The 25,496-nt window shown below is 33.1% G+C and carries 26 protein-coding genes; 15 read left to right on the top strand and 11 right to left on the bottom strand.

The features are described 5' to 3' along the window. The first annotated feature begins 158 nt into the window (after nt 1-158). The 13 genes from AB3G39_RS06855 to AB3G39_RS06795 all read left to right on the top strand — a co-directional run bounded on the left by AB3G39_RS06855 (nt 159) and on the right by AB3G39_RS06795 (nt 10,591). On the top strand, nt 159-542 hold the full coding sequence (locus AB3G39_RS06855; RefSeq protein WP_369769778.1) for a RidA family protein: 384 nt from the start codon (nt 159-161) through the stop codon (nt 540-542). A gap of 70 nt (nt 543-612) precedes the next feature. Further along, a complete protein-coding gene (locus tag AB3G39_RS06850) occupies nt 613-1,869 on the top strand; it encodes a voltage-gated chloride channel family protein (RefSeq protein WP_369764646.1) in 1,257 nt (418 codons plus the stop codon). 69 nt (nt 1,870-1,938) lie between these two features. Further along, complete coding sequence (locus AB3G39_RS06845) at nt 1,939-2,946, top strand: bifunctional oligoribonuclease/PAP phosphatase NrnA (protein WP_369769777.1); 1,008 nt, start codon at nt 1,939-1,941, stop codon at nt 2,944-2,946. A 6-nt stretch (nt 2,947-2,952) separates the two neighbouring features. Then, entirely contained in the window at nt 2,953-3,636 is a 684-nt protein-coding gene (gene gldI / locus AB3G39_RS06840) for a gliding motility-associated peptidyl-prolyl isomerase GldI (protein ID WP_367754516.1), read from the top strand. Between the two features lie 19 nt (nt 3,637-3,655). Further along, a complete protein-coding gene (locus AB3G39_RS06835; protein WP_367771361.1) occupies nt 3,656-4,780 on the top strand; it encodes a peptidylprolyl isomerase in 1,125 nt (374 codons plus the stop codon). A gap of 40 nt (nt 4,781-4,820) precedes the next feature. After that, nucleotides 4,821-6,002 carry a peptidylprolyl isomerase gene (locus tag AB3G39_RS06830; protein ID WP_369769776.1) on the top strand — a complete coding sequence of 394 codons (1,182 nt, stop codon included), beginning with the start codon at nt 4,821-4,823 and terminating at the stop codon, nt 6,000-6,002. A gap of 371 nt (nt 6,003-6,373) precedes the next feature. Continuing rightward, a complete protein-coding gene (locus tag AB3G39_RS06825) occupies nt 6,374-7,666 on the top strand; it encodes a hypothetical protein (RefSeq protein WP_369764641.1) in 1,293 nt (430 codons plus the stop codon). 182 nt (nt 7,667-7,848) lie between these two features. Further along, nucleotides 7,849-8,355 carry a hypothetical protein gene (locus AB3G39_RS06820; protein WP_369764639.1) on the top strand — a complete coding sequence of 169 codons (507 nt, stop codon included), beginning with the start codon at nt 7,849-7,851 and terminating at the stop codon, nt 8,353-8,355. Between the two features lie 149 nt (nt 8,356-8,504). Next, the gene (locus AB3G39_RS06815) at nt 8,505-8,798 is read left to right on the top strand and encodes a hypothetical protein (protein WP_369764638.1); all 294 of its coding nucleotides are present in this window, start codon (nt 8,505-8,507) and stop codon (nt 8,796-8,798) included. Next, nucleotides 8,795-9,139: a hypothetical protein gene (locus AB3G39_RS06810; RefSeq protein WP_369764637.1), complete on the top strand. Its 345-nt coding sequence runs from the start codon at nt 8,795-8,797 to the stop codon at nt 9,137-9,139. Before AB3G39_RS06815 ends, AB3G39_RS06810 begins: the two co-directional genes overlap by 4 nt. Before the next feature lie 184 nt (nt 9,140-9,323). Then, nucleotides 9,324-9,635, top strand: coding sequence for a hypothetical protein (locus tag AB3G39_RS06805; protein ID WP_369764636.1), 312 nt, complete (start codon nt 9,324-9,326; stop codon nt 9,633-9,635). 5 nt (nt 9,636-9,640) lie between these two features. Further along, nucleotides 9,641-10,042 (top strand): DUF5958 family protein, encoded by a 402-nt coding sequence (locus AB3G39_RS06800; protein WP_369764635.1) that lies wholly within the window; start codon nt 9,641-9,643, stop codon nt 10,040-10,042. 159 nt (nt 10,043-10,201) lie between these two features. Further along, the gene (locus AB3G39_RS06795; RefSeq protein ID WP_369764634.1) at nt 10,202-10,591 is read left to right on the top strand and encodes a VOC family protein; all 390 of its coding nucleotides are present in this window, start codon (nt 10,202-10,204) and stop codon (nt 10,589-10,591) included. A gap of 61 nt (nt 10,592-10,652) precedes the next feature. Here AB3G39_RS06795 and AB3G39_RS06790 read toward each other — a convergent pair whose 3' ends face one another. Then, a complete protein-coding gene (locus AB3G39_RS06790) occupies nt 10,653-11,090 on the bottom strand; it encodes a hypothetical protein (protein WP_369764633.1) in 438 nt (145 codons plus the stop codon). Nucleotides 11,091-11,407: 317 nt separating this feature from the next. Between AB3G39_RS06790 and AB3G39_RS06785 the strand changes: the two genes are divergently transcribed. Next, nucleotides 11,408-13,303 (top strand): heavy metal translocating P-type ATPase, encoded by a 1,896-nt coding sequence (locus AB3G39_RS06785; protein WP_369764631.1) that lies wholly within the window; start codon nt 11,408-11,410, stop codon nt 13,301-13,303. Between the two features lie 202 nt (nt 13,304-13,505). Continuing rightward, nucleotides 13,506-16,007 (top strand): PAS domain S-box protein, encoded by a 2,502-nt coding sequence (locus tag AB3G39_RS06780; RefSeq protein WP_369764630.1) that lies wholly within the window; start codon nt 13,506-13,508, stop codon nt 16,005-16,007. Nucleotide 16,008: 1 nt separating this feature from the next. Here the strand turns inward: AB3G39_RS06780 and AB3G39_RS06775 are convergent, their stop codons facing one another. The 10 genes from AB3G39_RS06775 to AB3G39_RS06730 all read right to left on the bottom strand — a co-directional run bounded on the left by AB3G39_RS06775 (nt 16,009) and on the right by AB3G39_RS06730 (nt 25,494). Beyond that, nucleotides 16,009-16,614: a GNAT family N-acetyltransferase gene (locus tag AB3G39_RS06775; protein WP_369764628.1), complete on the bottom strand. Its 606-nt coding sequence runs from the start codon at nt 16,612-16,614 to the stop codon at nt 16,009-16,011. A gap of 26 nt (nt 16,615-16,640) precedes the next feature. After that, nucleotides 16,641-17,000, bottom strand: coding sequence for a hypothetical protein (locus AB3G39_RS06770; RefSeq protein ID WP_369764627.1), 360 nt, complete (start codon nt 16,998-17,000; stop codon nt 16,641-16,643). Nucleotides 17,001-17,127: 127 nt separating this feature from the next. Next, a complete protein-coding gene (locus tag AB3G39_RS06765) occupies nt 17,128-18,306 on the bottom strand; it encodes an AIR synthase related protein (RefSeq protein WP_369764626.1) in 1,179 nt (392 codons plus the stop codon). A 187-nt stretch (nt 18,307-18,493) separates the two neighbouring features. Further along, nucleotides 18,494-19,987, bottom strand: a complete 1,494-nt coding sequence (locus AB3G39_RS06760; RefSeq protein ID WP_367771399.1) for a carboxypeptidase regulatory-like domain-containing protein — start codon at nt 19,985-19,987, stop codon at nt 18,494-18,496. A 57-nt stretch (nt 19,988-20,044) separates the two neighbouring features. Continuing rightward, complete coding sequence (locus tag AB3G39_RS06755) at nt 20,045-21,421, bottom strand: CsgG/HfaB family protein (protein WP_369764625.1); 1,377 nt, start codon at nt 21,419-21,421, stop codon at nt 20,045-20,047. Between the two features lie 4 nt (nt 21,422-21,425). Then, nucleotides 21,426-21,824, bottom strand: a complete 399-nt coding sequence (locus AB3G39_RS06750) for a curli production assembly/transport component CsgF (protein WP_367771403.1) — start codon at nt 21,822-21,824, stop codon at nt 21,426-21,428. Nucleotides 21,825-21,837: 13 nt separating this feature from the next. Continuing rightward, complete coding sequence (locus AB3G39_RS06745) at nt 21,838-22,560, bottom strand: CsgE family curli-type amyloid fiber assembly protein (RefSeq protein WP_369769775.1); 723 nt, start codon at nt 22,558-22,560, stop codon at nt 21,838-21,840. Nucleotides 22,561-22,562: 2 nt separating this feature from the next. Next, a complete protein-coding gene (locus AB3G39_RS06740) occupies nt 22,563-23,102 on the bottom strand; it encodes a hypothetical protein (protein WP_369764624.1) in 540 nt (179 codons plus the stop codon). A gap of 89 nt (nt 23,103-23,191) precedes the next feature. Beyond that, entirely contained in the window at nt 23,192-24,217 is a 1,026-nt protein-coding gene (locus tag AB3G39_RS06735; protein ID WP_367771412.1) for a hypothetical protein, read from the bottom strand. Nucleotides 24,218-24,273: 56 nt separating this feature from the next. Continuing rightward, entirely contained in the window at nt 24,274-25,494 is a 1,221-nt protein-coding gene (locus tag AB3G39_RS06730) for a hypothetical protein (RefSeq protein WP_369764623.1), read from the bottom strand. Between the last annotated feature and the right edge of the window lie 2 nt (nt 25,495-25,496).

Raw genomic sequence — 25,496 nt, 5'->3', positions numbered from 1 at the left:
ATTTTAATAAATATTACTTTTTCAAGCAAAAAAACATTTTATTAAAAACGAACATTTTATATAAAATCAGTGTTTTTTACTTTACTATATTTTTATAAATTGCAAAAAATATACCAAAATTTAAATTGAGTAGAAATCAACAATAAAAAACGAATAAAATGAAAAGAGAAAACATATTAACAGGCTCTCCTTGGGAAGATAAAATGGGTTACTGTCGTGCGGTACGCATTGGAAACATCATTGAAGTTTCAGGTACAGTAGCTATTGTAGATGATGAAAAAGTAACCGCAACGGATGCCTATGCACAAACATTCAATATTCTTGAAAGAGTAGAAAAAGTTTTAGAAGACCTAAATGCAAGTATGAAAGATGTGATTCGTACTCGAATATTTACCACTGACATCACAACATTTGAAGCGGTTGCTACAGCGCATGCAGCCTTTTTTAAAGATGTAAAACCAACTACAGGTTTTTACGAAATAAGCAAATTAGTGGCACCAGAATACCTTGTTGAAATAGAGTTTACTGCTGTACTTGCTTAAAAACAGCATAATTTAAAAGGATTGTAATACTTTAGCAAAATAAAGCATTACAATCTTTCTATTTAAACGCATGAATTTAGAAAAAATTAAAAAAATAATTGTGCTCGGTCTCAAATGGATTCTCATTTGTATCCTGATAGGCTTTTTCTCTGGTTCAGCCTCAGCTCTACTATTAGTTTCTTTAGAATGGGCAGCACAATATAGAGAACAAAATAGCTGGATTATTTGGCTTTTACCAATCGGCGGTTTACTTATTGGTCTTTTGTATCATTATTATGGAGCATCAGTGGTGCGAGGCAATAATTTATTGCTAGAAGAATACGAGACACCTAAAAAGACCATTCCATTAAAAATGGCGCCTTTTGTACTTTTTGGAACTATTGTAACCCATCTTTTTGGTGGTTCAGCAGGACGTGAAGGAACGGCGGTTCAAATGGGAGGTTCTATTGCCGACCAATTTACCAAAATCTTTAAACTCGAGCCAGCCGAAAGAAAAACATTAATTATATTAGGAATTAGCGCGGGTTTTGCCTCCGTTTTTGGAACACCATTAGCAGGTGCAATATTTGCTTTAGAAGTATTATATTTTAGTAAAATTACATCCAAAAGTATTGTTTTGTCTTTCCTAGTGGCTTTCCTTGCTTACTTTACAGTAGAATTATGGGACGTAAAACATACGCATTATTCTATTCCTATCACTCCCGACTTTGGGTTTGAAAAACTGCTTTGGATCATTCCAATAAGTATTTTGTTTGGACTTGCAGCCATGCTTTTTTCGAGAAGCACGCATTTTTGGGGAAATTTATTTTCGAAAACAATACCATACCCACCACTACGTCCTTTTGTAGGCGGACTCCTTTTTGCGGTGGCTATGTATTTCATCAGTACAACAAAATACTTGGGTTTAGGAGTTCCTATTATTGTTGAGTCCTTTTCAAAACCAAGTGAATATTATGACTTTTTACTGAAAATTTTATTTACAGGATTTACTCTAGGGGCAGGATTCAAAGGCGGTGAAGTTACCCCACTTTTCTTTATAGGTGCCACATTAGGGAGCACTTTATCCCTTTTTGTACCACTACCCATAGCACTTTTGGCTGGAATGGGATTTGTAGCTGTTTTCTCGGGAGCAACACACACTCCAATAGCTTGTACCGTTATGGGTATGGAACTTTTTGGAGTAGAAAGCGGTATATACATTGGACTTGCTTGTTTTATAGCCTATTTCGCATCAGGTCCTATAGGCATCTACCATTCCCAAATAGTCAAAGGACCTAAATATCATTTGTACGAAAAATTTAAAAGAAGAAATTTAGATAATTTCTAATATCTAAAAAGCATGTTAAATTGCAAATGATTAAAAACTTTACATTAAAAAAATGTAATTTCGCAAACTATGAAAACACAAGACATTCAAGCAGTACAAATACTATTGGCAACACCAAAAAAGATAGCAATCATCCCACACAGAGGTCCTGACGGAGATGCTATGGGTTCAACTTTAGGTTTGTATCATTTTTTATTAAAAAATAATCACCAACCAGTAGTAATTGCACCAAATGAATTTCCCGATTTTCTAGCTTGGCTTCCTGGGTCTGAAACCGTTAAAATATTTGAAAAAGACAAAGAAAACTGCACTAAAATACTGGAAGAAGCCGATTTGATATTCACATTGGACTTCAACGCATTACACCGTGTAGGATCAGAAATGGAAAAAGTACTAGCAGAGATGAAAGCGCCATTCATCATGATTGACCATCATCAAAAACCAGATAATTATGCAACAGTCACTTATTCTGATACTTCATTTGGGTCTACTTGTGAAATGCTATATAACTTCATTGTTTTTTTAGACAAAAAAGAAGCTATTGATAAAACAATTGGAACTTGCATCTATACTGGAATTTTAACTGACTCAGGTTCTTTTAGATTTCCAGGAACTACTGGAAATACACATCGTATTGTAGCTGATCTAATCGATTTAGGCGTTGAAAATACTAAAATACCGAATTTACTCTTTGAAAACAGCTCTTACAGTCGTTTACAATTGTTAGGAAGAGCGCTTCAAAACATGAAAGTATTGACAGAGCACCATACTACCTACACGACGCTTACTCAGGAAGAATTAAACACTTTTGAACATGTAAAAGGAGATACGGAAGGTATTGTAAACTACGGATTAAGTATAAAAGGAGTTGTATTTACGGCTATTTTTATTGAAAATAAAGAAGAAAAAATCATCAAAATATCTTTCCGTTCCCAAGGGGATTTTGATGTGAATGAATTCGCCAGAGAACACTTTAATGGAGGTGGTCATCGTAACGCTGCAGGAGGAAAATCAGACGTTTCAATGAGTGAAACAGTCCGTAAATTTGAAGATTTAGTAACAAAATTAACGATATAGTCCAATATGAAATATACCTATTTAATTGTAATTACACTCTTTTTATCTGGACTAATTTCCAGCTGTAAACAGCATCAAGAAGCCAGAAGACCTATTTCACATACGTCTGGGACTTTCATGAAAAAATCAGTGGCTAGAAATAAAAAACTAGTAGCGACTGAAGAAGATCAAATCAAGACACTAATGAAAAGCAAACCAACTGTTGAATATTTTTCTTCATCAAAAGGGTATTGGTATTCTTATGAAATAAAAAATGACATTGATACAATCAGTCCAAAAAAAGGAGATATTGCTTACTTTGATTATGAAGTAAAAGACCTTGACGGCACTATTATTTACTCTCAACTAGAATTAAGACCTCAGGTTTATCATATCGACAAAGAAGATATCATGATGGGATTAAGAGATGGCATTAAACTAATGCATAGAAATGAAAAAGTAAACTTTCTTTTCCCTTCTCATATGGGTTTTGGGTATCATGGAGACAATAAAAAAATTGGGGTCAATCAGCCTTTACTTTGCACTGTAACCCTACGTGATTTTAGACCTGAATCAACTTATAAAAAACAAGCAGAATTAGAGACATTATCTACTGACAATACTTTAAAAAAGGTAAATAAAGACACCACTCCAAGGTCTCAATCCGCCGTAAAAAAGACGATAACTCAAATAAAAGATACCTTAAAATAATTCGTTAATTAATATCAATATGAAAAAAAGCATCCTATTTGTATTACTTGTACTTGCTACCTTGACATCCTGTAAAGATGAAAACAGTAATCTTCCTGATGGCTTATATGCCAAAATAGAAACAAGTAAAGGAACAATCATTCTAGCCTTAGATTACAAGCAAGCGCCTATTACAGTGGCTAACTTTGTGACTTTGGCCGAAGGAAAAAATGACTTTGTTACCAATGATAATCTTAAAGGAAAACCTTTTTTTAATGGTTTAAAATTCCACAGAGTGATTAAAGATTTTATGATCCAAACTGGAGATCCACTAGGAACAGGATCAGGAGACGGTGGTTATAAATTCAAAGACGAATTTAACGATTTGCGTTTTGACAAAGGAGGTATTATGGCCATGGCTAATAATGGTCCAGCAACAAATAGCAGTCAGTTTTTCATCACTCATGTTGCCACTCCATGGTTAGACGGAAAACACACCATTTTTGGTCATGTAGTCGAAAACGGAATGGAAGTGGTTAATAAAATTGAGCAAAATGATTTTATAAAAAGTGTAACCATCATTAGAAATGGTGAAGCAGCAAAAAAGTTTAATGCTGTAAAAACATTTTTCAACTATTTTTCTGTTGAGTCAGAAAACCAAAAGAAAAAAATGGAAATCGATGCTCAAAATAAAAAAGCATACGATGAAAAATACAAAGATGTTCGAGAAGATAAAGTAAAATATTTCAATGCTTTAAAGAGTAAAGCGACTAAAACTTCAAGTGGTCTTAAATATGTAATCACTAAGAAAGCCGGTGGTAAAAAACCAGAAAAAGGGTCAACGTTATACATTCATTATGCAGGCTTCCTTGAAGATGGTCAACTTTTTGATAGCAGTATTGAAAATGTAGCACAAACTTTTGGAAAATACGATCAAAACAGAGCCAATCAAGGCGGATATCAACCTATTCCTTTTCAAGCAGGAAAAAAAGATGGCATGATTCCGGGCTTTATTGAAGGATTAGAAAAATTATCTTTGGGTGATAAAGCGATTTTATTCATACCCTCGCATTTAGCTTATGGCGCAGGTGGTGCAGGAGATGTTATTCCTCCCAATGCAAATATTGTTTTTGAAATAGAGTTATTAGATCCTAGTGCAAAATAATAAATAAGACCAAAAAAAGGTAGACCTTAATTTAAACAAGATGAAATTTAAACTTTTAATTTTAGTGTTTTTTGGAGTATTAAATACCCAAGCTCAAAACACAAAAAAAGCCGTTACTACAAAAAAAACAGCTGTATCTACAACAAAAGCAGTTGTTAAAGCACCCGTTGCTATTGAAGGAATTTTTGCAACGATTGCAACAAATAAGGGAGATATTACCCTGCAACTAGAATACCAAAAAGCGCCCATTACAGTGGCTAATTTCATTTCACTTGCGGAAGGAAAAAATGCTTTTGTAACTGATGAAAAATTAAAGGGAAAACCATTTTTTGACGGTTTAAAATTCCATAGAGTAATTAGTAATTTCATGATTCAAACTGGAGACCCAACTGGAAGTGGTGCTGGTGGAACTGGATATGCGTTCAAAGATGAATTTACCGATTTAAAGTTTGACAAAGGCGGTGTTTTAGCCATGGCTAATTCTGGTCCAGCAACAAATTCGAGTCAATTTTTCATAACGCACAAAGACACACCCTGGTTAAATGGCAAGCACACCATTTTTGGTCATGTAACTCAAGGAATGGATATTGTTAATAGTATTGCTCAAGAGGATGTAATTACTAAAGTGACTATTACACGAAAAGGAGCTGGTGCTAAATATTTTGATGCATCAAAAGTATTTGCTAACTACTATGAAAACAAAGCAGAGGACGCTAAAAAACAAGCTTTAATTGAAGCCGAAAAAGTAAAAGCAACTAATGAAAAGTATGCAGGCGTAATTGCGGCTAAAGTAGCCTACCTTGCTGCTGCCAAAGCAACTGCTACCACTACTCCATCTGGTTTGACTTATAAAATCATACAAAAAGGGACAGGAGTAAAACCAGTTGATGGCAGTACATTCTACTTCCATTATGCCGGTTATTTTGAAGATGGAACTTTATTTGACAGCAGTTATGAAGAAGTAGCCAAAGCATACGGAAAATATGATGCCAATAGAGCGGCACAAAACGGATACGCCGCCTTTCCTTTCCAAGCAGGGAAAAAAGACGGAATGATCCCTGGCTTCTTAGAGGGATTAAGCGTAATGTCATATGGTGACAAAGCAATACTTTTCATCCCTTCTAACTTAGCTTATGGAGAAAGCGGTGCTGGTGGCGTTATACCTCCCAATGCCACTTTAATTTTCGAATTAGAAATGTTTGAAAAACAACCTACAAAATAAAAAGAGTCCTCTTTATTCATCACAACCGATTTGCACCTGCAAGTCGGTTTTTTTTTATGCTTATTTTGGGCATGCCCCAGCTTCCACTCCTTTCCAGCAGGGTCGGGCTGTACGTTGCAATCTTTTATTACACTACGTTCCATAAAAGGATTTCCACTTCCATCCCTCATGCAACCCCACGATAAAGAAATACACTAGAAAATCAACACCCCTATTCACCTCTCTTTTAATAAGAGCTATTTAAATAATAATCAGTCACTTCAATCGTTTAGTTAGTAAGAAAAAACTGCGTTTACCTTAAAAAATCCTTAAAAGATGTATATATTTGATGTTATATACAAGTTAACTGCAAGCTAACCAAAAAACTTAGAATGAAAGAAATAATAGTATCACAAAATGAAATTGCTATTCCAATAGATAAGTTGGAATATCTACAAAAAGAACTAACTAATGTCAGAGAGGAATTCGCTGACAATAAATATATTACCGAAGCTAAAAAAGTTTTAGCAGCTGGTGGATTAAGAAGCACAATTGGGTGCTATTGGAACGCTGTAGTTGATGATTTGCGCAGAAAAATTATTCACACAAGTATTGATCTTTTCAATAAGGAGTATGACCAAAAAAGAGAAATAAAGACTTACGAAGATTTTCAAAATTATGTCATAGATATTGATTTGATTGAAGGTGCTTACAAAATTGGAGCAATTGGTTGGGAAGCTAAAAAACTTCTGCAACAAGCCCGCGAGACTAGAAATATCTTTGATGGACATCCTGAAAGTTCCGACCCGACTTATTTTAAAGTCTTTGATATGATTTCAGATTGTAACAGATACGTATTATCTCAACCTTATCCTATTCCGATAATAGATGTCAACGAATATATCTTAACAATGGATAGTGAAAACTTCAGTAAAAGTGAAATTGCAGTAGAACAAGCTTTTTCTGACCTGCCTGATATTTATAAAAATGAAATGTCTAATCGTCTTTTTACATTATATATTGGAGAAAATGCATCAACAACATTAAAAAGCAATATTGAGTTTGGATACCCAATTCTATGGAAAGTTATTTCTAAAGAAATTAGGCAACAAATTGGACAAAGATTTGATAAATTAATTGTATCTGGTAATTCTATTATAATCAATAAAGCGACGGATTTATTTACTTTTGTTAGTGGCTTAAGATATGTTTCGATTGCTAGTAGAAGAGTATTATACGAACCTTTGATAACAGAATTAGAAGTTAATTTAGACAATTGGGAGAATGAAGGTAATATAATTAAAAAAATACAACGCCTTGGAACAAATATACCAGAAAATTTATTAGAAAGATATGTAACCGCTTTAACACTAACCTATGTTGGTTATAAAGGTGGAAGTTATCAATATGCTAGAAAAGATTTTTATTCAAATACAGCTGCACCCAGAATATCAAATATGTTTGAATACTTTGACAATAATTCTGCTTCTTATTTTATTGAAACTATTAAAAAAAACAAAACTTTAAAAACCAGAATTGCTAATATTAATCAATTAAATCGATTGAGAAGTTTAGCAAATATAATCCTTAATAAACCAGAACTTTTAGAAGATACTAGAGAGTTTCTTCAATTAGTTACTAATGAAGAAAAAATAAAAGATTTCTTTTACGTACTAAATAAATAGAAAGCCTGCAGTTAACCGCCATTTTGAGCTAGCTGGAATTTAGTGGAATTATCGTTTCGCATCAAGTTTTCGTTAAGCCGAAAATTGAGCGGTTACGAACTTCCAGCCATCTCAAAGTGGCATAACGTTAGTGGCAAGCTATCGTGAACGGTAACAGAAACTACTCTGCAAAAGAAAATCAAATGAATAATTACAAATTAATATACATAGTTTTTTTATTTCCAATTTGTTTGTTTGCTCAAATCAAACCGACAAAATCAACAATTCAGAAAGTAGTTAAAAACAGTGTTGTGGAAATGGAAAAAGGAAAGTTAAATTTACCTTCAAACAAGTCTTGGGAATTTAATAATATTGATAATTTATACTTCAAAAAGGACTCTTTAAATGCATTTGTTTACAAAGAAGGAACGAAACACAAAAGTTTATGTGAAGTAGTTGATTGGACATTTTACCGTAAAAATGCTTTCGTCTTTGGTCAAGGTTCGAATTGTAAAGAACCAACAACAAGAAAAGTTACTCGAAATCCGAAAGACTATTATACAATTTCAATTTATACTGTTGAAAACGAAACTATGATAGATATTTTGAGATATGACAAAATGATTGTAGAATCTTTTATCGTAATTGAAGTATCCGAAACAGAAGATTGTACTGAAATAAAATTGGTAAGAAGATTTAATGGAAATTAGCCAGCCACTAACAGCCGTTTCTCGCAATTGCGAATTTTGTGGTAAGTTCACGTTTACGTTTCGCAAGAATTTTTATCTTTAACAGAAAATAATTTGTTCCGAAGTTCGCAACTGACGAGAAGCGGCGGAACGTTACCACTCATTTAAAAATGAAAATAGCAGCGAAAACATTAATTATTACATTTTTATGTCTACTTGTAACGATAATGTTTGCAGGTGGCGGACACGGAACATATATTCCTGCGAAAATAATTTTTCCCTTTACAATGTTATTAGCAAACTTAAATAACGAAATAGGTTTAATTGGTCTTATCATAGCTGTAATCCAAATACCAATTTATAGCCGAATTTTAATAGCCAAACCGAAATGGAAATACTTTGTTTTTGGAATACACTTATTTGCAATTGCTTTATGTTTTTATTTTAATAACGACTCATTTTGAATTTACAAAAACTTACTAAACCAAAAACTGAATATAAAAGTATTGCGCTTAAAAGCATATTGCTTTTTGTGATTCTTATATTGCTATTCTTAATTGAAATTTTTGTCTTTTGGGGAATTTATGGTGAAGGCGCAACTGCAAGCAGAATTTCAGAAATTTGGTATGTTGAAATAATATTGGACTATTTACCAATCGTAATAATCGGTGGATATTTAATATATCAAATATTTAAAAACTTTAACGAACAGAAATTTATTGAATCCAAAACTAACATAATTACATTAGTGATTTTGATTATTATATTCTTAATGCGAAACGAAATTCAACAACTGATCTTCTAAAGATAAACGAGTGGTAACAGCCGTTTTGCAAGATTGCGAATTTTGTGGTAAATTCACATTTACGTTTCGCAAGAAATTTTATCTTAGCCGAAATATCTCGGTTACGAAGTTCGCAACCTTGCAAAGCGACAAAACGTTATGTGCGATATTTGAGGAACGAACTACTAAAAGACAACATCGAAAAATGATATTGAGTGAAGCAATTTTAAATTGTAAGAATTACATAGACACTGAAGAAATTATACATTCAATTTTTGCAAAAAGAAATAATGGAAAATTTCTACCAGATTCTGAAGCTTTAGTTTTGGAATTAACTCCTGAAGAAATGGAAATGCAGTTGAGCATAATAGCCCAAACAAAATGTCCAGAATTTGAATACTTTTTAGAAATTTTTGTTTTACAAGATTTTTATGATGACCTATTGAAAATTGAAGAATTCAAGTCAGACGATAAAAAAGTTGAACGAATTATATACTATGCCGAATTTGATGCTTAACTAAAATGACTACACTTGAAAGACAAATAAATTTAATCGCCCAGAACATAACTGAATTTGACAAAGGTCAGAAACTAATCTTAAAAAGCTCTGAATTTGATTTCAAGATAACTTTTGCAATTCTAAAAAATTTCATTTTTAATTCTATTCGAGACAAATCTAATTATAATTCTGACTCTTATCAAAGAGCTATTGTTAGTATACCTATCAAACAAACTTTCACACCAGTCGTAATACTTAATAAATTTTCAACCAAAATTGCATTTAAAATATTAAGTGAATTACCTGAAAATGAATATGAAAAAATAATCATTTCGCTTCTATGGATTTTCAAAATTACTGATACTGAAAGACGAGAAACTGAATGTAAAAATGGATGTGGACATTATTGGCACAGTATCACGTAAAAAATACCGCACATAACACACGCTACAACGGATTTGGGCAATTGGCTTAATTTGGAAATGGTTTTGTATTTGGAAGATTTGGCAAATCCGAAAATAGGGCTTAATTTAGTCTTTAACTAATTGTAGCAAGGAAAAAACAACTAAAAAAAGTATAAAAAAATGAATACTAGCTATAAACCCCACGGATACAACTCTCTTTCACCCTACTTGATTTGTGACCATGCGCAATCACTTGCAGATTTATTGAAACTAATTTTTGATGCTGAAGAAACGAGACGCTTTGAGCGCACTGATGGAAAAATTGCCCATCTCGAGTTGAAGATTGACGATTCGATACTCATGATCTGTGATAGTACCGAAAACTATAGTGCTACTAAATCAATGATGCATTTATACGTTCCTGATGTGTTCTCTACCTTCCAGAAAGCGATGGAAAATGGATGTGAACAAATTGAAGCTCCAATAAATCTTCATGACGACCCAGATACTAGAGGTTCATTTTATGATACGGCTGGTAATTATTGGGCGGTTAGCACTCCACATAAATAAAAACCCGATAGTGTGAACTATCGGGTTTTATATACTACCTTAGAATTATTAAAATACAGTATTAGCTTTTAAACTTCCAGTCAAATTCATCCTTTTGATTGATGATAGCACCAATTTCAAATTTTACAACCTCATCATATTCCGTTTGAAAAATAATCCAATTCTCTTCGTTAAAATAGTTTTCGAAAGTATCAAATTCTTCCTGAGTAAATTTAGTAATCCCTTTTTGAGCAAGTTCTTTCTTTACATCACTTATTTTTCTACCAATCACCTTATTCCCGAATAATTCCAAATCAGGACTTGAAGCAACCATATAACCCAATTTAAATTCTTCTTCTTGATAAAAAGTCAAACGTATTTTGTGAGTATTATAAGCAAAAATAACATTGTCATCTTCGTCTTTGTAGTTTCTATCTGGTTTACCGTAAAGAGCGGTAACGTCTTTTTGTTTCATCCCGAAAATGAGCTTATCAATTCCGTTTTTTAAGTTTATTTTCATATCAAAGTATTTGATTGCAAAGTTCGCAAAGTTTTTAGCAAAACCCACTACCTTTTTGAGTAAAAATACAAAGGCATGCAATGTATTCGACCGAATTTGTAATCTACAAACGCTTTTTCATACTGTCAAACTAAAATTTTAAGTTAAATTGCAAGAGGTATAAATAATAAGAAATAGATTATTTTTATATTTAACTATTATTATAATTTTAGTTCAAAAATTTCAAATAAAAAGGTTTCTCTTCCTTAATAACTCACTTTTTCATAAACGTTATTTCCATATTGGAACGTTGTAAAAAAAATAAAAAAAGTATTTTTATGAAACTCCCCATCAAAGACAAAAAATTTATATTCCTTCTTTTTGCTATTACAATTGTCATTATTTTGGAAATCCTATCCATCATTGGCATACATATTCCTATGCCTTATGGACCATTTATTTTTGCTTTTTTCATTATCGGCATTGGGTACGAGGTGTTAATCAATGGTTTCAAAGCGCTATTTAAACTTAAATTCAGTAGCATTAATTTACTAATGACTATTGCTGTTATTGCCGCCTTTTATTTGGGCGAATATCCTGAAGCAGCTGTAGTAATCGTTCTTTATGTTTTGGGCGAAAGACTGGAAGATATAGGACTCGAAAACTCTAAATCAGCTCTGGATGAATTAATTCGTAAAGCTCCTAAAACCGCCTTTGTAAAATTAGAGAACCAAAATATTCCTATTAGTAAAATTGCTGTAGGAACAATTATACAAGTTAAACCAGGTGAAATGATTCCCCTTGACGGAAAAATAATTTCAGGAGAAACCATGATTGATGAAACAGCAATCACTGGAGAACCTTTACCTAAGGACAAACATCCTGGCGATATTATATTTGCTGGGACATTAAACAAAAATAGTTTTATAGAAGTTGAAACGACCAAATTATCCATAGACACTACTTTTTCTAAAATTATCCGACTGACTTTCGAAGCAGCGGCTTCCAAAAGTGACACTCAAAAATTCATTCAGAAATTCTCGCAATTTTACACGCCTACCATTATAGCGTTGGCTGTTTTAGTTTTAGTCATCCCCGTTTTTATACTTCACTTGGATTTTGATCTTTGGCTAAAACAAGCCATCACTCTGCTAGTCATTGCCTGTCCTTGCGCTTTGGTGATCTCTACGCCTGTTGCCATATATGCCGCTATAGGGAATGCTTCCGCAAAAGGGGCACTGGTAAAAGGAGGGAAATACATAGAAGGAATGGCCCGAATAAAAGCAATCGCATTAGATAAAACCAGAACAATCACTTACGGGAATCCTATAGTGACTGATGTATTTCCTTTGAATGGAACCAGTAGAGAAGAATTGCTGGCTTGCACCGCTGGAACGGAGCTATTCTCTGAACATCCATTGGCACAAGCGATTGTTACTGCCAGTAAAAAAGAAGGTTTTGAGCCACACAAAGCGGAAGGGTTTAAAAGTATTATGGGCAAAGGAGCTATTGCCAAATGTTTGGTTTGTGAAGATGAAACCGTATATGTAGGAAAAATGGAATTCATTAAAGAATACCATGAGGTCACTGACGATGCCGAAAAAATTGTGGAACAACTGGCTTCCGAAGGAAAAACTAGTGTCGTGATTAGTTTTGGTAAAGGAGTAGCTGGAATCATTGGTTTGACTGACGAAATAAAACCAGACAGTATCAAGGCCATAAAACAATTGCAGGCCATGAATATAGAACTTATAATGCTTACTGGAGACAGTAAAAAAGCAGCACATTATGTCGCAAAACAAGTAGGAATCGAGAAGATATTTGGTGGCTTACTTCCTGAAGAAAAATCCAGCAAAATAAAAGACCTAATCCATCAATTTGGTGATGTAGCCATGGTTGGTGACGGAATAAATGATGCCCCTGCTCTGGCGCAAAGTACTATAGGAATTGCAATGGGAGCCGCAGGAAGTGATACCGCAATTGAAACAGCAAATATTGCTTTATTGAATGATAATCTTTCTCTAATTCCGTTTTTAATCCAACTTAGCAAAAAAACACTTATTAGAATCAAAAGCAATACAATTGGAGCTATTGCGGTGAAAGTTATTTTCATAACATTAGCTTTTCTAGGATATAGTAATTTGGTTTTCGCGATTGCCGCTGATGTAGGAGTTACTTTAATTGTAATCTTATTGAGCTTAAATTTGATGAAATTTAAAAACAGTGCTACCTAAACATCTCTTCTTATAAACTGTTACTTTCATTTTTATACTATTTAAAAGGTAATAGTCAAATAACTTTCATCAAAACGACGCAGCATTTCACGATTAAAAAATTAAAACCCGAATGAATAAATTCAATATAATTCACTAACTTTCATAGATATAACATTCCCTTTTTGGGTTTTATTTAAATTAAATATAAAATCACTAGTCTATGAAAATTTCTTTTGAAAAAAAAATATTCCTAGGGTTTGTCATCAATGTATTAGTAGTAATTGCATCAGGGTTAATTTTCATAAATCGACTTGATACAGGGCGAGATATCACTAGGGACCCAGTTTTTGACTGGGTTGAACTTTCATTATTTATACTATCTATCGTACTCCTTATTGTGGTCTATATTATTATTAGAACCCAATTGAAAGCAAAAACAGAGTCACAAAACTTACTCAATCAAAACCGACTCTTACTGCAATCGATAATTGACAATACATCAAACCCCATTTTTATAAAAAAAATTAATGGAGAATATTTGTTAGTCAACAAACAATTTGGCTCTTTATTTAAAAACCCCACTGAACCAATTATTGGCAAAACAGATCACGACCTTCTACCCGAAACCATAGCTGAAGACTACCGGAACTCTGACCTTGAAGTAGTAAAACAATTAAAAGAGTTAAAAACAGAAGAAGTTATTACGCAAGAAGATGGCAAACACACTTATATTGCTGTGAAATTTCCATTGTACGATGCCAATAATAGGATATATGCTATAGGGGGAATATTAACTGATATTACAGCACGAAAAAAACTAGAAGATTCATTACTAGTTTCTGACAAGTTTTTCAATATGTCTGCGGAAATGATGGTTATCGCCTCGTTTGATAAATTTATCAAAGTAAACCCTGCAACAATGGAAATACTAGGATATTCAGAAGACGAACTACTAAGTCAGCCCTTCTTAAATTTTGTACACCCAGAAGATAAAGTTAATACCGCATCTGAAGTGGTCAAACTAAAATCTGGAATGAATTCTATGCAATTTAAAAACAGATACATCTGTAAAGATGGTGCTATAAAATGGTTACAATGGTCTACTTATTCCGAAATAACTTCTGGCTTGTTGTATGCGGTGGCCAGTGACATAACTCCCTTAATTGAAAAAGAAATTGAATTAAAAGCAGTAGACAAATTCTTCAATATGTCTTTGGATTTCATGGTGATAGCACAGAAAGATAAATTTATAAAAGTGAATCCCGCTACTAGTACCATATTGGGTTATACAGAAGAAGAGTTAACAACTGTTTCTTTCCTAAAATACATTCACCCTGACGACATTGAAATTACAAACGAAGAAATAAATAAGCTTGAAAATGGTGCTACAATAATAAAATTTGAAAATCGATGGATTGCAAAAGATGGATCGATCAAATGGTTAGTGTGGAATGCTGCAGCAGATATTGAAACGGGTTATTTATATGCCGTTGCCAGAGATATGACTTCACAAATAGAAACACAAAAATCTTTATTAATAGCTGAGAAATTTTTTAATATGTCTTATGACATGCTTGCCGTAGGAAGTGGAGACTATTTTATAAAAATTAATCCTGCTTTTACGAGAACACTAGGGTATGAACAAAGTGACATGGACCATAAAACTTTTTTATCTTTTACGCATCCTGAAGACATAAAAGCTGCTACTGAAGCTATCAAATCTTTACAAAAAGGAAAATCATTAATCAATCTTAGAGCTCGTGCTCGTTGTAAAGACGGAACTTATAAATGGTTGGATTGGACAAGTACAATTGACATTGAGACGGGAAAAATGTTTGCAGTTGCAAGAGATGTAACTGAAATGGTTAAATACGAGGAATCCTTAAAAGTAGCCGATAATTTCTTCGATATGGCTTTTGATATCTTATCCATTTCTAAAGAAGACCAATTTATTAAAATAAATCCTTCTTTTACAAAAACATTGGGCTATGAACAAAAAGATCTCAACAACATAAAATTCACTGATTTAATACATGCTGATGACAAAGTTTTGGTAGAAGAAGAATTTAATAAACTCTTGAAAGGAACCCTCATGATTAATTATAAAAACAGGACTCTTTGCAAAGACGGAACCTACAAATGGTTAGATTGGCATTGTAATTATGATGCCAAAAAAGGGTTGATTTATTCCGTTGCAAGAGATATTTCGGAAGAGATTCGATTAGAAAATGAGGAAAAAGTAATTATAAATGATTTGTATGAAAATGAAGAAAAATTACGCTTAATCCTAGAAAACATAGGAGAAGGTGTTATCGTTGCTAATGCAAATAAAGAAATCGTAATGGCCAATTATATGGCCAATGAAATTTTTGGAATTGAAGAAGACGAGAATATCCCTTTGAATATTACCGATCATTTTGATTTGTTCTTTCCTGATGGCAGAACTATATTTCCATCCCAGAATCTTCCCATGGAAAAGGCCTTAAATGGAGAAGTAACTAATGATATTGATGTCATCCTTTCGGACTCAGAAACGCATGAAAGAAGACGCGTTTTGATTAGTGGAAGACCCTTGATAGATCAAGAGAATAATGTAGTTGCTGCAGTTGTAACCATAAAAGATATTAGTAAATACAAACATCTAGAGGAAGAGTTACAAGAAGCCGAAACTAAATATCGAAAGTTAATTGGGTTTAAAAAAGACGAAGAAAAAAAAGAATAGATTAATTCTCAATCCGTTTTAATAAACTTGGTTTGACCTCTTCAAACCATTCGTTTCGTAGAATACTCAAAATAATGGAATCTCGTCTCTTTTCACTACCCACATTTATAGGCATGTGGTTTCTAAGGATTCCTTCTTCCTTACATCCTATACTTTTCATGGCAGCAATACTTCTCTTATTGTTATTGTCTGCACGAAACTCAACACGCTCCATGCCTAGGGTTTCAAAAGCAAATTGTAACAGCAAAAATTTACATTGTTTGTTAAGTCCAGTGCCACGAAATTGTTCTCCATACCAAGTATAACCCAGTTGTAGCGTTTTGAAATCTAAGTTTATGTCGTAGAAGCGAGTGCTTCCTGCGTATTTTCCTGATTTTTTATCAAAAACGATAAAAGGAAATTGGTTTTTATTCTCTCTTCCTTTTACTGCCGATTGAATATAATTCAACATATTTTCTTTTCCGTCAGCACGGATTAGAGAATATTCCCAAGTAGTAGGTTCATTGATGGCAAACTCTAGTAAATTTTCTAAATCACTTTCTTGAAGGGAACGTAGTAAGACATGATTATTTTCAAGAATTACCTGCTGAGAAAAGTTTAAACTCATAGTCAATTATTTAAAATACGGATAAACTATTCACTCATTTCATCGTAACGCTCTGGAACTTGTGGGTCATATAGCGGACATTTAAATTCCTCCATTAGATTTACCAATTTATCCATTGTACTTCCTTGGGTACCATAGCAATCAATTTTGACACTTTGTGGTGTTGTTCTAACGTGAAAAGCTCCTACTCCGTCGTTGTTTTTCCAACTTTTATCATCTACTTTTTCCCATTTTGAAAATACCGATGCGATGCGATTCAAGATCACTTGAACTGGAAGTTCTTCTAGTCCTTCAATTGCTGCTTGTTCTTCGGAAATGGATTCATAAACCAAGTGATGGTTTAAATATACTTCCTCTAGGTATTTCCAAAATACTAATTCGTACATGATATATATTTTTTAGCCCCGATAGTAGCGGCATCTCCCGATTTAGAAAAACAAGGCTTTTTAGCCTTAGTTTTTATTATCGGGAATACAGCGGATAGCGGGATTAGCTTCTTATTTAAAAACTGATTTAGTATTCAAAAGTTCCGTATACACTACTGATAGTTAATTTCTTGCTATCAGCTGCTTCTACTCTTCCTACGATTTGAGCATCTACATTAAACGATTTTGAAATCGCGATAATGTCCTGTGCAACCGCTTCAGGAACATATACTTCCATACGGTGACCACAGTTGAAAACTTGGTACATTTCTTTCCAATCTGTTTTAGATTGTTCTTGTATCAATTGAAAAAGAGGTGGGACTGGAAATAAATTATCTTTTATAATATGTAAGTTTTGTACAAAATGTAAAATCTTAGTTTGCGCTCCTCCGCTGCAATGCACCATTCCGTGAATATCAGCTGATGAATATTTATCTAAAATTTTCTTGATTATAGGCGCATAGGTTCTGGTAGGCGAAAGTACAAGTTGTCCTGCATCTATTGGTGAATTTTCAACGGCATCCGTTAGTTTTACTTGACCAGAATAGATCAAATCCTCAGGAACTGCTGCGTCAAAACTTTCAGGATATTTAGTGGCTAGATATTTTTCGAAAACATCATGACGTGCCGATGTTAAACCGTTACTTCCCATTCCTCCATTATAGCTTTTTTCGTAAGTAGCCTGACCAAAAGAAGCCATTCCTACAATTACATCACCTGCTTTAATATTGGCATTGTCAATCACCTTAGAACGTTTCATACGAGCCGTCACCGTAGAATCTACAATAATGGTACGTACCACATCTCCTACATCGGCAGTTTCTCCACCTGTAGAATGAATGGTTACACCAAAAGATTTTAACTCCTTGATTAACTCTTCGGTTCCATTGATAATCGCTGACAAAACCTCTCCTGGAATCAGATTCTTGTTTCTTCCGATTGTGGAAGAAAGCAAAATATTATCCGTTGCTCCTACACATAATAAATCATCTATATTCATGATTAAGGCATCTTGAGCAATCCCTTTCCAAACTGAAATATCTCCAGTTTCTTTCCAATACATATAAGCTAGAGAAGATTTGGTCCCTGCACCATCAGCATGCATAATTAAACAATAGTCTTCATCTTGGGTTAAATAATCCGGAACGATTTTGCAAAATGCCTGAGGAAATAATCCCTTGTCAATATTTTTTATAGCATTATGCACATCTTCTTTGGATGCTGAAACACCGCGTTGTGCATATCTTTTTGAAGTATCTGAACTCATGTAGTCTAGTTGTGTAAGCTGTTTTTAAGCAACTGGGTTGTGCGGCAAAGATAATTATTTTTTTGGGTTTTGCCTATTGGGATATAGGAAGTGTTTCAGGAAATAATAGGTCCTTAACTAAAAAATAAAGTGCAAAAAAAATGCCTATCTAAAACCGATAGGCATTTATAGAACACTGTATTTTATTTTATTCCCAATCCGGCATACTCGCGTTGGAAAAAAGTATTGTTCTTGCCGCAACAGTACTATTACTAGAAGGAACTTGTTTTACTATGTTTTTTGTTGATAAGCCATCATTGGATGTATTTACAAAAATGTATTCCGACTCGCTTGGAGAATATCGCACGTCCAAATCTAAAGTACCTGTAGGTTTATCTAATCCAATATCAGTAGTTATCCCAGTACTAAAGACATACTCATAAATCCTAGTGTCTAGCTGTCGATAATTGGCATTTTCATAACCTGAAATATCTCTCGTGAAAATTAATTTTTGCCCAGTTACTGAAAAATTCAGTCCTCCTAAAGCGCCATCAATTCCAGATAAAACTTGATTTATTACCGTTCCGGAAGTATTAATAACCCGTATTTCTGCATTATAACCACTCGCATTATTAATTTTCAAAGCAATTTTTGCACCATCAGTACTCCAGTCACATTCCGAAATAAATCTTCCGTCAGGAGTTTGATACATTTTAGTTAAGCCACTTCCATCTTTATTTATTCGATATAATTTATCAAAATAAGGATAGATAATTTGACTTCCTGAGGCATTCCAAGAAAAATTAATAAACTCCGAATTAAAGCCAGCAATAGGCACAGCATTCGTCACTTTAAAAACTCCAGATCCATCCGGATTCATAGTGTAAATATGATTTTGTGACCCACTTGATCTAATAAAAGCAATTTTTTTAGATTGTGTATTTTTTCTAGGCCTCCAACTATTGGTAGCAGAATTGGTAATTTGTAATTGATCGCCTGAATCATTACCTGAATAAATTACGTTATTATCATTTATATTTTTTACAAATAAAAATCGAGCATTAGGTAAAGCCAATGTAGTAAATGTATGCACCGCACTTAGCACTACTGGGTTTATTCCGTCTGAAGCTGATACTTGCCAATAATATTTGGTATTGTAGGTTAGATTTTTTAAGTTGTAACTGGGTTGAGCAACATTAGAGTAAACAACAACATCAGTATTCGCATCATTTCTTAATGTAATTTCATAGGTTAATGCGTCATTTTCAGGATCAGTGTCAGTCCAACTTAAATTCAATTCTAAATTTTGATTTACAGCATTGTCCGCTGGAGTGACTAGTGCAGGAGTTGTTGGAGGTTTGTTATTGGTGGTTGCTAATTTGAGTTCGAATACTAGATCTGTTGTGCTATTAATATTTACTGTTCCTGACTCAAATTTAGCTAGATAATTGTCTTTTTGAGCTTCAAAGGAGTATTGTCCTACTTTAATTTTTGGAATAGAAAAGCGACCGTCACTATCTGTAAAAACAATACTTGAACTTGGATTTGAAAAAACCTTTACATTCTCTAAAGGTTCAAATGTCACTGCGCTCACTACTCTTCCATTAACTGTCCCAAAATCTTCTCCTGAAATTTTTTCCTCACTACAAGAAAAGAAAAGAATTAAAAGAGACAGGCTTAGTTTTATATATATATTTTTCATTTTTTTAATATTAGATTTTAGGTAATAGAAAATTATTTAAGATAAGAAGATCTACAATTATTTAATTTGAATTTTATCTTTTTTCTTGGCAAAGTAATAGGTCAGCCCTACCCCAAAACGGTAATAATAATCATCCCGTACTCCTCTTTTTATATAATCGATATTATCACTAAAATTCAAGTTATGTTCCCCATACATTTTTATACCAATTCTATCTGAAACTAGATATTCAAGCCCTAGCCCATATTGCACTTTTGTATGGAAATTTTCAAAATCCTTATTCATACCAAAACCACCTCCGGCAAATACATAAGGAGAAAATTTATCTTTAGGTAGTAAAATAAATTCGGCATTAAGATCAAATGTTGCATACCATTTATCGAAACGGTCTTTATTAGCCAGATTTATAGCATTTGTAGAAGCACTCAAATTAAAACTTGGTGTTAAAAAATATTTTAAAGCCCCACGCCCCATTGGGCGCAATAATGGATTTGCATAATCTCCATCCATTAAGGTAACACCACTTCCAAACTCGATTGCAAATTTTGACCTTCTATCCGTTAATTTTCTACCATATATCGCCGTTGCATCAGCATCTTCATTTTCTTTTTGATATTTTAACATTACAGAGTCAATCTCTTCTTTAGGCACATCAGCTTCCCAAATACCATCTTTAATTCCTTCCATAACAAGTGAGGCTACTGCTTTTTCTATAGCTTCAGTAACTGCCATTTGAATGGGTTCATTTGTAGTATAGCCCGTTTCTACTTCCAATAGTCTTTTAAAATTTACATATTTAAATAAACTTTGATCAATAGCTTGCGATAAAATCGTTTTAGAAATATAAACGGATTTAAGTATCTTCCCATTTGCAGTAGAAACCATACGTAGATATATCGTAACTCTATCTTGTCGATATTTTACAGAACCTCCTGTACCAAAATATCGGGCACCAAAACCACCTGTAATAATATTAGAATCATACGAAATAATTCCTCCTTCAAGTAATACCCCCGCATATAATAAAGGGGATATTTGAGGTGCTTTAGGGTCTACATTTGCTGTATATTCTTGTCTAGTGGAACGGATAAGATTTCTCTCTTGAAGTAAGTTTCCTATATTTTCACGCTCTATAGGAACAAACCATTTTGAGTCTTCTAAAGCTTTAATTAAAATTGATGTCGCTCCTTGAGTTACGGCTGTACTAAAAGTACTTCCATTTTCGGAAGCTTTATATTGTCCCGTTTGGTCTCTAAATTTATAAATCCCTACTACTATAGGCTCTTTAGCTTTAGGAAGTCCTTTTAAAAGGGATGTTGCAGGAGTACTTTCGCCAATAACTGCTTTCTCAATACCTGTGGGTTGGTTATAAAAAGCACCGCAACCGATAAATAAAAAAATAATAGGAAAAATTAAATAGGATTTGAATTGCATAATATTAATTTGGGATAATAACTTGAGTTTGTTCACCTGTCGTGGTATCTAAAATATCAACAGTCAATCCTCCAGAGGAAGGATAAATCTCAACTGATAAACTACCAAAAGTGTAGCTTCCTGCCGAAAGACCTTGTGAACCAAACTGCTGGGTATATAACGATCTTGAGATTTGGTTTAATAGTTGCGAATTCAACTGATCAGCAAACTTTTCTAAATCCGTTTTAGCAGTTGTTGCTGATGATGTTTCTTTAAATTTATTTTGCGATTCAGCTGAACTAGCCAACCATTGATAATTAAATGTATCACCTCCAAAAGCTGGATTTCTTGGTTTATAAACTAAATCCTGCGCATTCACCGACATAGTCAATAAAACTATTATTAAGGAAAATAAGAACTTCATTTTTTTCATAAACTTAATATTGCGTAAAATATTTATTTTCTTTTTCTAAATTTTTTAAATAGGAATATGTAGCATAAATTGATTTTTGCACCATATTGTTTAAGTACTCTTCATCCGGTTTTGCCATAAATTCATAAATGGTTTCATTATTCATACTGATAACCAATTTAGTATTTCTTGCAAAACTTAATTCTTCACTTATTGAAACTATATTGGGTGCATTTATTTTATACTCATTGTATTTATAGTAATATAAATCGTAAAAATCTTTTCCTACTTTAGTTTTAGTTTCATCTATTACAATTCCTTTTAATTCAAAACCGTCAATTGGTAACGATTCTACTTTTTTTTCAGTACCAAGTACAATTCTATCCTTTCCAATTAGCTGCTTATTTTCATCGTAAAACAATAACAAAACAATAACCTCATCATCTTTACCTACATTTACTTGTGTCACTGATAATTTTTTATTTTCACTTGGTTCCAATGAAAACAACCCTTCTTGAGCATTATTAGATTGATTATTATTGATGTTGTTTTTTTTAATTACAGATAATTTATAGGACAAACTTTGAACTATTTCTGATAAATTTTCAGCTGTTCCAGTTATTTTAATACTTCCTTCAATTTCTTCCGTTTCAATTTTGGCTTTTACTACCGTATTTGAGATTTGAGAATAAGAAAGGGAAGAGACCAGTAAGACTATTACTCCTAAAAATTTCATACCTTTTTTCATAATTATTTATTATTTATAATAATTACAGCAGCACCATTTCCAGATTGAATAACCTTCATATTCTCAGAAATTGAATTTGTACCATAATTCTGGATATTTTGATTACTACCTTGTTGAATGAGCTCCATATTTACATTATTATTTGCGTACATCGAAAGGTCTTTAATTGAATTATTTTGACCATCTTGAACTACCTTTTGCTTGATTGAGTTTACTTCTTTATCTAATTCTAATTGATTATTATCTCCATTTTGGACAATATCAACCTTAATAATCGCTCCTTTTAAGTTAAGATTAAGATTATTATAGTCCCCTATTTGCCTGATATTTAACCCCCCAGATTGAATTAAATTTTCAAAAGGTGTTTCTTTTTTTGAAGTAAGATAATTTTCAGAAACAAATTGAAACGTTTTTTCTTTAGAGTCAAAAGCAGAAAACCCAGATTCATCGTGTCCTAAACTTCCCTTGTTTTCTTGACAGAATACTAAAGAGGAAGATATAATAACAAAAAACAACAACATTCTTTTAATTGAAAGTATCATAAATATTCTTTTTAATTAATACTGATGAAATTGTTCTATCTAAAAACAATTCCATCAGTATACTATTAGTATCTAATTCAAAACGCTCCTTAATTTGATTGTACTACATTAGAAATATTACTACCCCCATTTTGATTAACATAACTTGTATGTAAATCTCCAGTTTGAATAGTTGCAGCAAAATTTAAATCTCCATTAAACTGGTAAATCTCTGATCTATTTGAGTCTCCATTTTGCATTGAACTTGCTTCATTTTCATCGCCATAATATTGTTGAATAAACGAATAGTTAACCGCTCCATTTTGATTAATTGCAGCTTCATTAGAATCACCATATTGATCGGTATAACTTGAATTATTATCTCCAACAACGTTAATTGAAGCATTATTAAAACCCCCATGTTGATAACTCCATGAAGTGTTACTGTTCCCGTTTTGACTTAAATCTGCATTATTTGCATCGCCATATTGAGATGTAATAGAGTAATTAAAATCTCCAATTTGATCATGCTTTGCAAAATTCGAATCCACATATTGATACGAATAGGACCTATTACTATTTCCTACTTGATTTTGTGAAGTAGAATTATTTGAACCTCCTACATCCCATGCGCCTTGCGAAGCTTCGGCAGTATTTGAGTCCCCTATTTGAGTTTGTTTAGCGCTATTATTACCGCCTACAGTTGCATATTTATGCGTACTCCCATCCAACCAATCTATATAGAAATACTTATTTTGATGCACTGATGCCCTATTGCTATTTCCTTCTTGAACTTGAGAGGAAGAATTGACTGCACTTCCTTGCTCAGCATACGAATTATTAAAACTACCAGTTTGATCTTGAACGGCTAAATGCCCAGTTCCTATTTGGTCAATTTTAGCACTATTTGAATCTCCTTTTTGATCTTGATCTGCATTGTTTAAAGTGCCTAACTGAAATACATCTCCAGCATTAGCGCTACCATTTTGCAACACATCCGAAGTATTAGACAATCCTGTTTGAAGTACTACACCATTATTTGCAACTCCTATTTGATCCACTTTGCTTTCATTGCCTTGAGCAGTTACTATAGTTCCAATTAACAGTAAAGAGATACTTACAATTATTTTTTTCATAATTAATTCATTTTATAAAGGGATAGCAAAAAAGCTACCCCTTAATCTATTATAAATTAATTTGATTGTGTTACATTAGAGATATTACTATTCCCAATTTGACTAACTGTACTCATATGAGACATCCCTGATTGACTAGTTGTTGCTATATTTAAATCACCTAATTGCAAAATACTTGACACATTAGAATTTCCATTTTGCATTGAAGTAGCCCTATTATTATCACCAGTTTGATCCGATATTGATTCATTCGAATTTCCTACTTGACTTTCATAAGATGTATTTCTATCACCATGTTGTATAGCGATTGCAAAATTAGAATCACCCAGTTGAACTTGTGTAGCATCACCATTAGAAGCATCACCAAAAATTCCTTGACCTATACCAGCAATGTTACCATTACCAGTTTGAGTTTGTCTTGCGTCATTAGATCCACCAATTGATGAATCGTTTTGATAAACAACTGCCAAGTTAGAATTACCCAATTGATATTGATCAGACCAGTTCCCATTATCCCCTTGCGTAGCAAAAGCGATATTACTTACTCCATTCTGTGTTTGAATTGCAGAATGATCAGCTCCAACTTGATAAATTACAGCTCCATTTAATGAACCTGTTTGTTTTTGTTTTGCCGTGTTATCTTCTCCATATTGATTAATTAAAGCATCATTCAAGCTTCCATTTTGATCTTGTTTTCCATAGTTATCATCTCCTGCTTGGGTAATAAAAGCTATATTCCCTGCTGAGTGATTTGGACCAGAACTTTGATCTTGATACGCTTTGTTTTTATCCCCTACTTGCACAACAGTAGCAAGATTATTATCATACAATTGTTTTTGCTCAGAAATATTTTTGTTACCAGTTTGTGTCGCTGTAGCAACATTATTTTCGGCATTTCCAGCACCTTGGCTAATAATTGCTTTGTTTTTATCACCCAATTGTGTCACTGTACCTTTATTTAAATCTCCATCTTGTTTTACGTTTGATGTGTTTTTATTTCCAGTCTGTTTAACAGTAGCATCATTGCTCACACCACTAATTGGAGAAACTGACCCAAGTTGTTTTACTATTGAACTATTTTCTTGCCCAAGTTGGTTAACATCCGAAGTATTCATTGTTCCTTTTTGCGAAACATCAGAAATATTCGACAATCCAGCTTGAACCACTAAGGCATCATTTGCTGTTCCCGTTTGATTTACTGTACTTCCATTACTCTGTGCAACAGCGACAGAACCTACTAACAGTATCGCGGAGATGCTTAAAATTACTTTTTTCATGA

This window comes from Flavobacterium sp. WC2416, assembly GCF_041200095.1.
Classification (GTDB): domain Bacteria; phylum Bacteroidota; class Bacteroidia; order Flavobacteriales; family Flavobacteriaceae; genus Flavobacterium.
This window is presented reverse-complemented; position numbering and strand designations above follow the sequence as displayed.

Excerpts from the sequence above, each read along its gene's own strand:
- AB3G39_RS06855 (WP_369769778.1), top strand. The coding sequence starts at position 159 with ATGAAAAGAGAAAACATATTAACAGGCTCTCCTTGGGAAGATAAAATG.
- AB3G39_RS06850 (WP_369764646.1), top strand. The coding sequence starts at position 613 with ATGAATTTAGAAAAAATTAAAAAAATAATTGTGCTCGGTCTCAAATGG.
- AB3G39_RS06845 (WP_369769777.1), top strand. The coding sequence starts at position 1,939 with ATGAAAACACAAGACATTCAAGCAGTACAAATACTATTGGCAACACCA.
- gldI (WP_367754516.1), top strand. The coding sequence starts at position 2,953 with ATGAAATATACCTATTTAATTGTAATTACACTCTTTTTATCTGGACTA.
- AB3G39_RS06835 (WP_367771361.1), top strand. The coding sequence starts at position 3,656 with ATGAAAAAAAGCATCCTATTTGTATTACTTGTACTTGCTACCTTGACA.
- AB3G39_RS06830 (WP_369769776.1), top strand. The coding sequence starts at position 4,821 with ATGAAATTTAAACTTTTAATTTTAGTGTTTTTTGGAGTATTAAATACC.
- AB3G39_RS06825 (WP_369764641.1), top strand. The coding sequence starts at position 6,374 with ATGAAAGAAATAATAGTATCACAAAATGAAATTGCTATTCCAATAGAT.
- AB3G39_RS06820 (WP_369764639.1), top strand. The coding sequence starts at position 7,849 with ATGAATAATTACAAATTAATATACATAGTTTTTTTATTTCCAATTTGT.
- AB3G39_RS06815 (WP_369764638.1), top strand. The coding sequence starts at position 8,505 with ATGAAAATAGCAGCGAAAACATTAATTATTACATTTTTATGTCTACTT.
- AB3G39_RS06805 (WP_369764636.1), top strand. The coding sequence starts at position 9,324 with ATGATATTGAGTGAAGCAATTTTAAATTGTAAGAATTACATAGACACT.
- AB3G39_RS06800 (WP_369764635.1), top strand. The coding sequence starts at position 9,641 with ATGACTACACTTGAAAGACAAATAAATTTAATCGCCCAGAACATAACT.
- AB3G39_RS06795 (WP_369764634.1), top strand. The coding sequence starts at position 10,202 with ATGAATACTAGCTATAAACCCCACGGATACAACTCTCTTTCACCCTAC.
- AB3G39_RS06790 (WP_369764633.1), bottom strand. The coding sequence starts at position 11,090 with ATGAAAATAAACTTAAAAAACGGAATTGATAAGCTCATTTTCGGGATG.
- AB3G39_RS06785 (WP_369764631.1), top strand. The coding sequence starts at position 11,408 with ATGAAACTCCCCATCAAAGACAAAAAATTTATATTCCTTCTTTTTGCT.
- AB3G39_RS06780 (WP_369764630.1), top strand. The coding sequence starts at position 13,506 with ATGAAAATTTCTTTTGAAAAAAAAATATTCCTAGGGTTTGTCATCAAT.
- AB3G39_RS06775 (WP_369764628.1), bottom strand. The coding sequence starts at position 16,614 with ATGAGTTTAAACTTTTCTCAGCAGGTAATTCTTGAAAATAATCATGTC.
- AB3G39_RS06770 (WP_369764627.1), bottom strand. The coding sequence starts at position 17,000 with ATGTACGAATTAGTATTTTGGAAATACCTAGAGGAAGTATATTTAAAC.
- AB3G39_RS06765 (WP_369764626.1), bottom strand. The coding sequence starts at position 18,306 with ATGAGTTCAGATACTTCAAAAAGATATGCACAACGCGGTGTTTCAGCA.
- AB3G39_RS06760 (WP_367771399.1), bottom strand. The coding sequence starts at position 19,987 with ATGAAAAATATATATATAAAACTAAGCCTGTCTCTTTTAATTCTTTTC.
- AB3G39_RS06755 (WP_369764625.1), bottom strand. The coding sequence starts at position 21,421 with ATGCAATTCAAATCCTATTTAATTTTTCCTATTATTTTTTTATTTATC.
- AB3G39_RS06750 (WP_367771403.1), bottom strand. The coding sequence starts at position 21,824 with ATGAAGTTCTTATTTTCCTTAATAATAGTTTTATTGACTATGTCGGTG.
- AB3G39_RS06745 (WP_369769775.1), bottom strand. The coding sequence starts at position 22,560 with ATGAAAAAAGGTATGAAATTTTTAGGAGTAATAGTCTTACTGGTCTCT.
- AB3G39_RS06740 (WP_369764624.1), bottom strand. The coding sequence starts at position 23,102 with ATGATACTTTCAATTAAAAGAATGTTGTTGTTTTTTGTTATTATATCT.
- AB3G39_RS06735 (WP_367771412.1), bottom strand. The coding sequence starts at position 24,217 with ATGAAAAAAATAATTGTAAGTATCTCTTTACTGTTAATTGGAACTATA.
- AB3G39_RS06730 (WP_369764623.1), bottom strand. The coding sequence starts at position 25,494 with ATGAAAAAAGTAATTTTAAGCATCTCCGCGATACTGTTAGTAGGTTCT.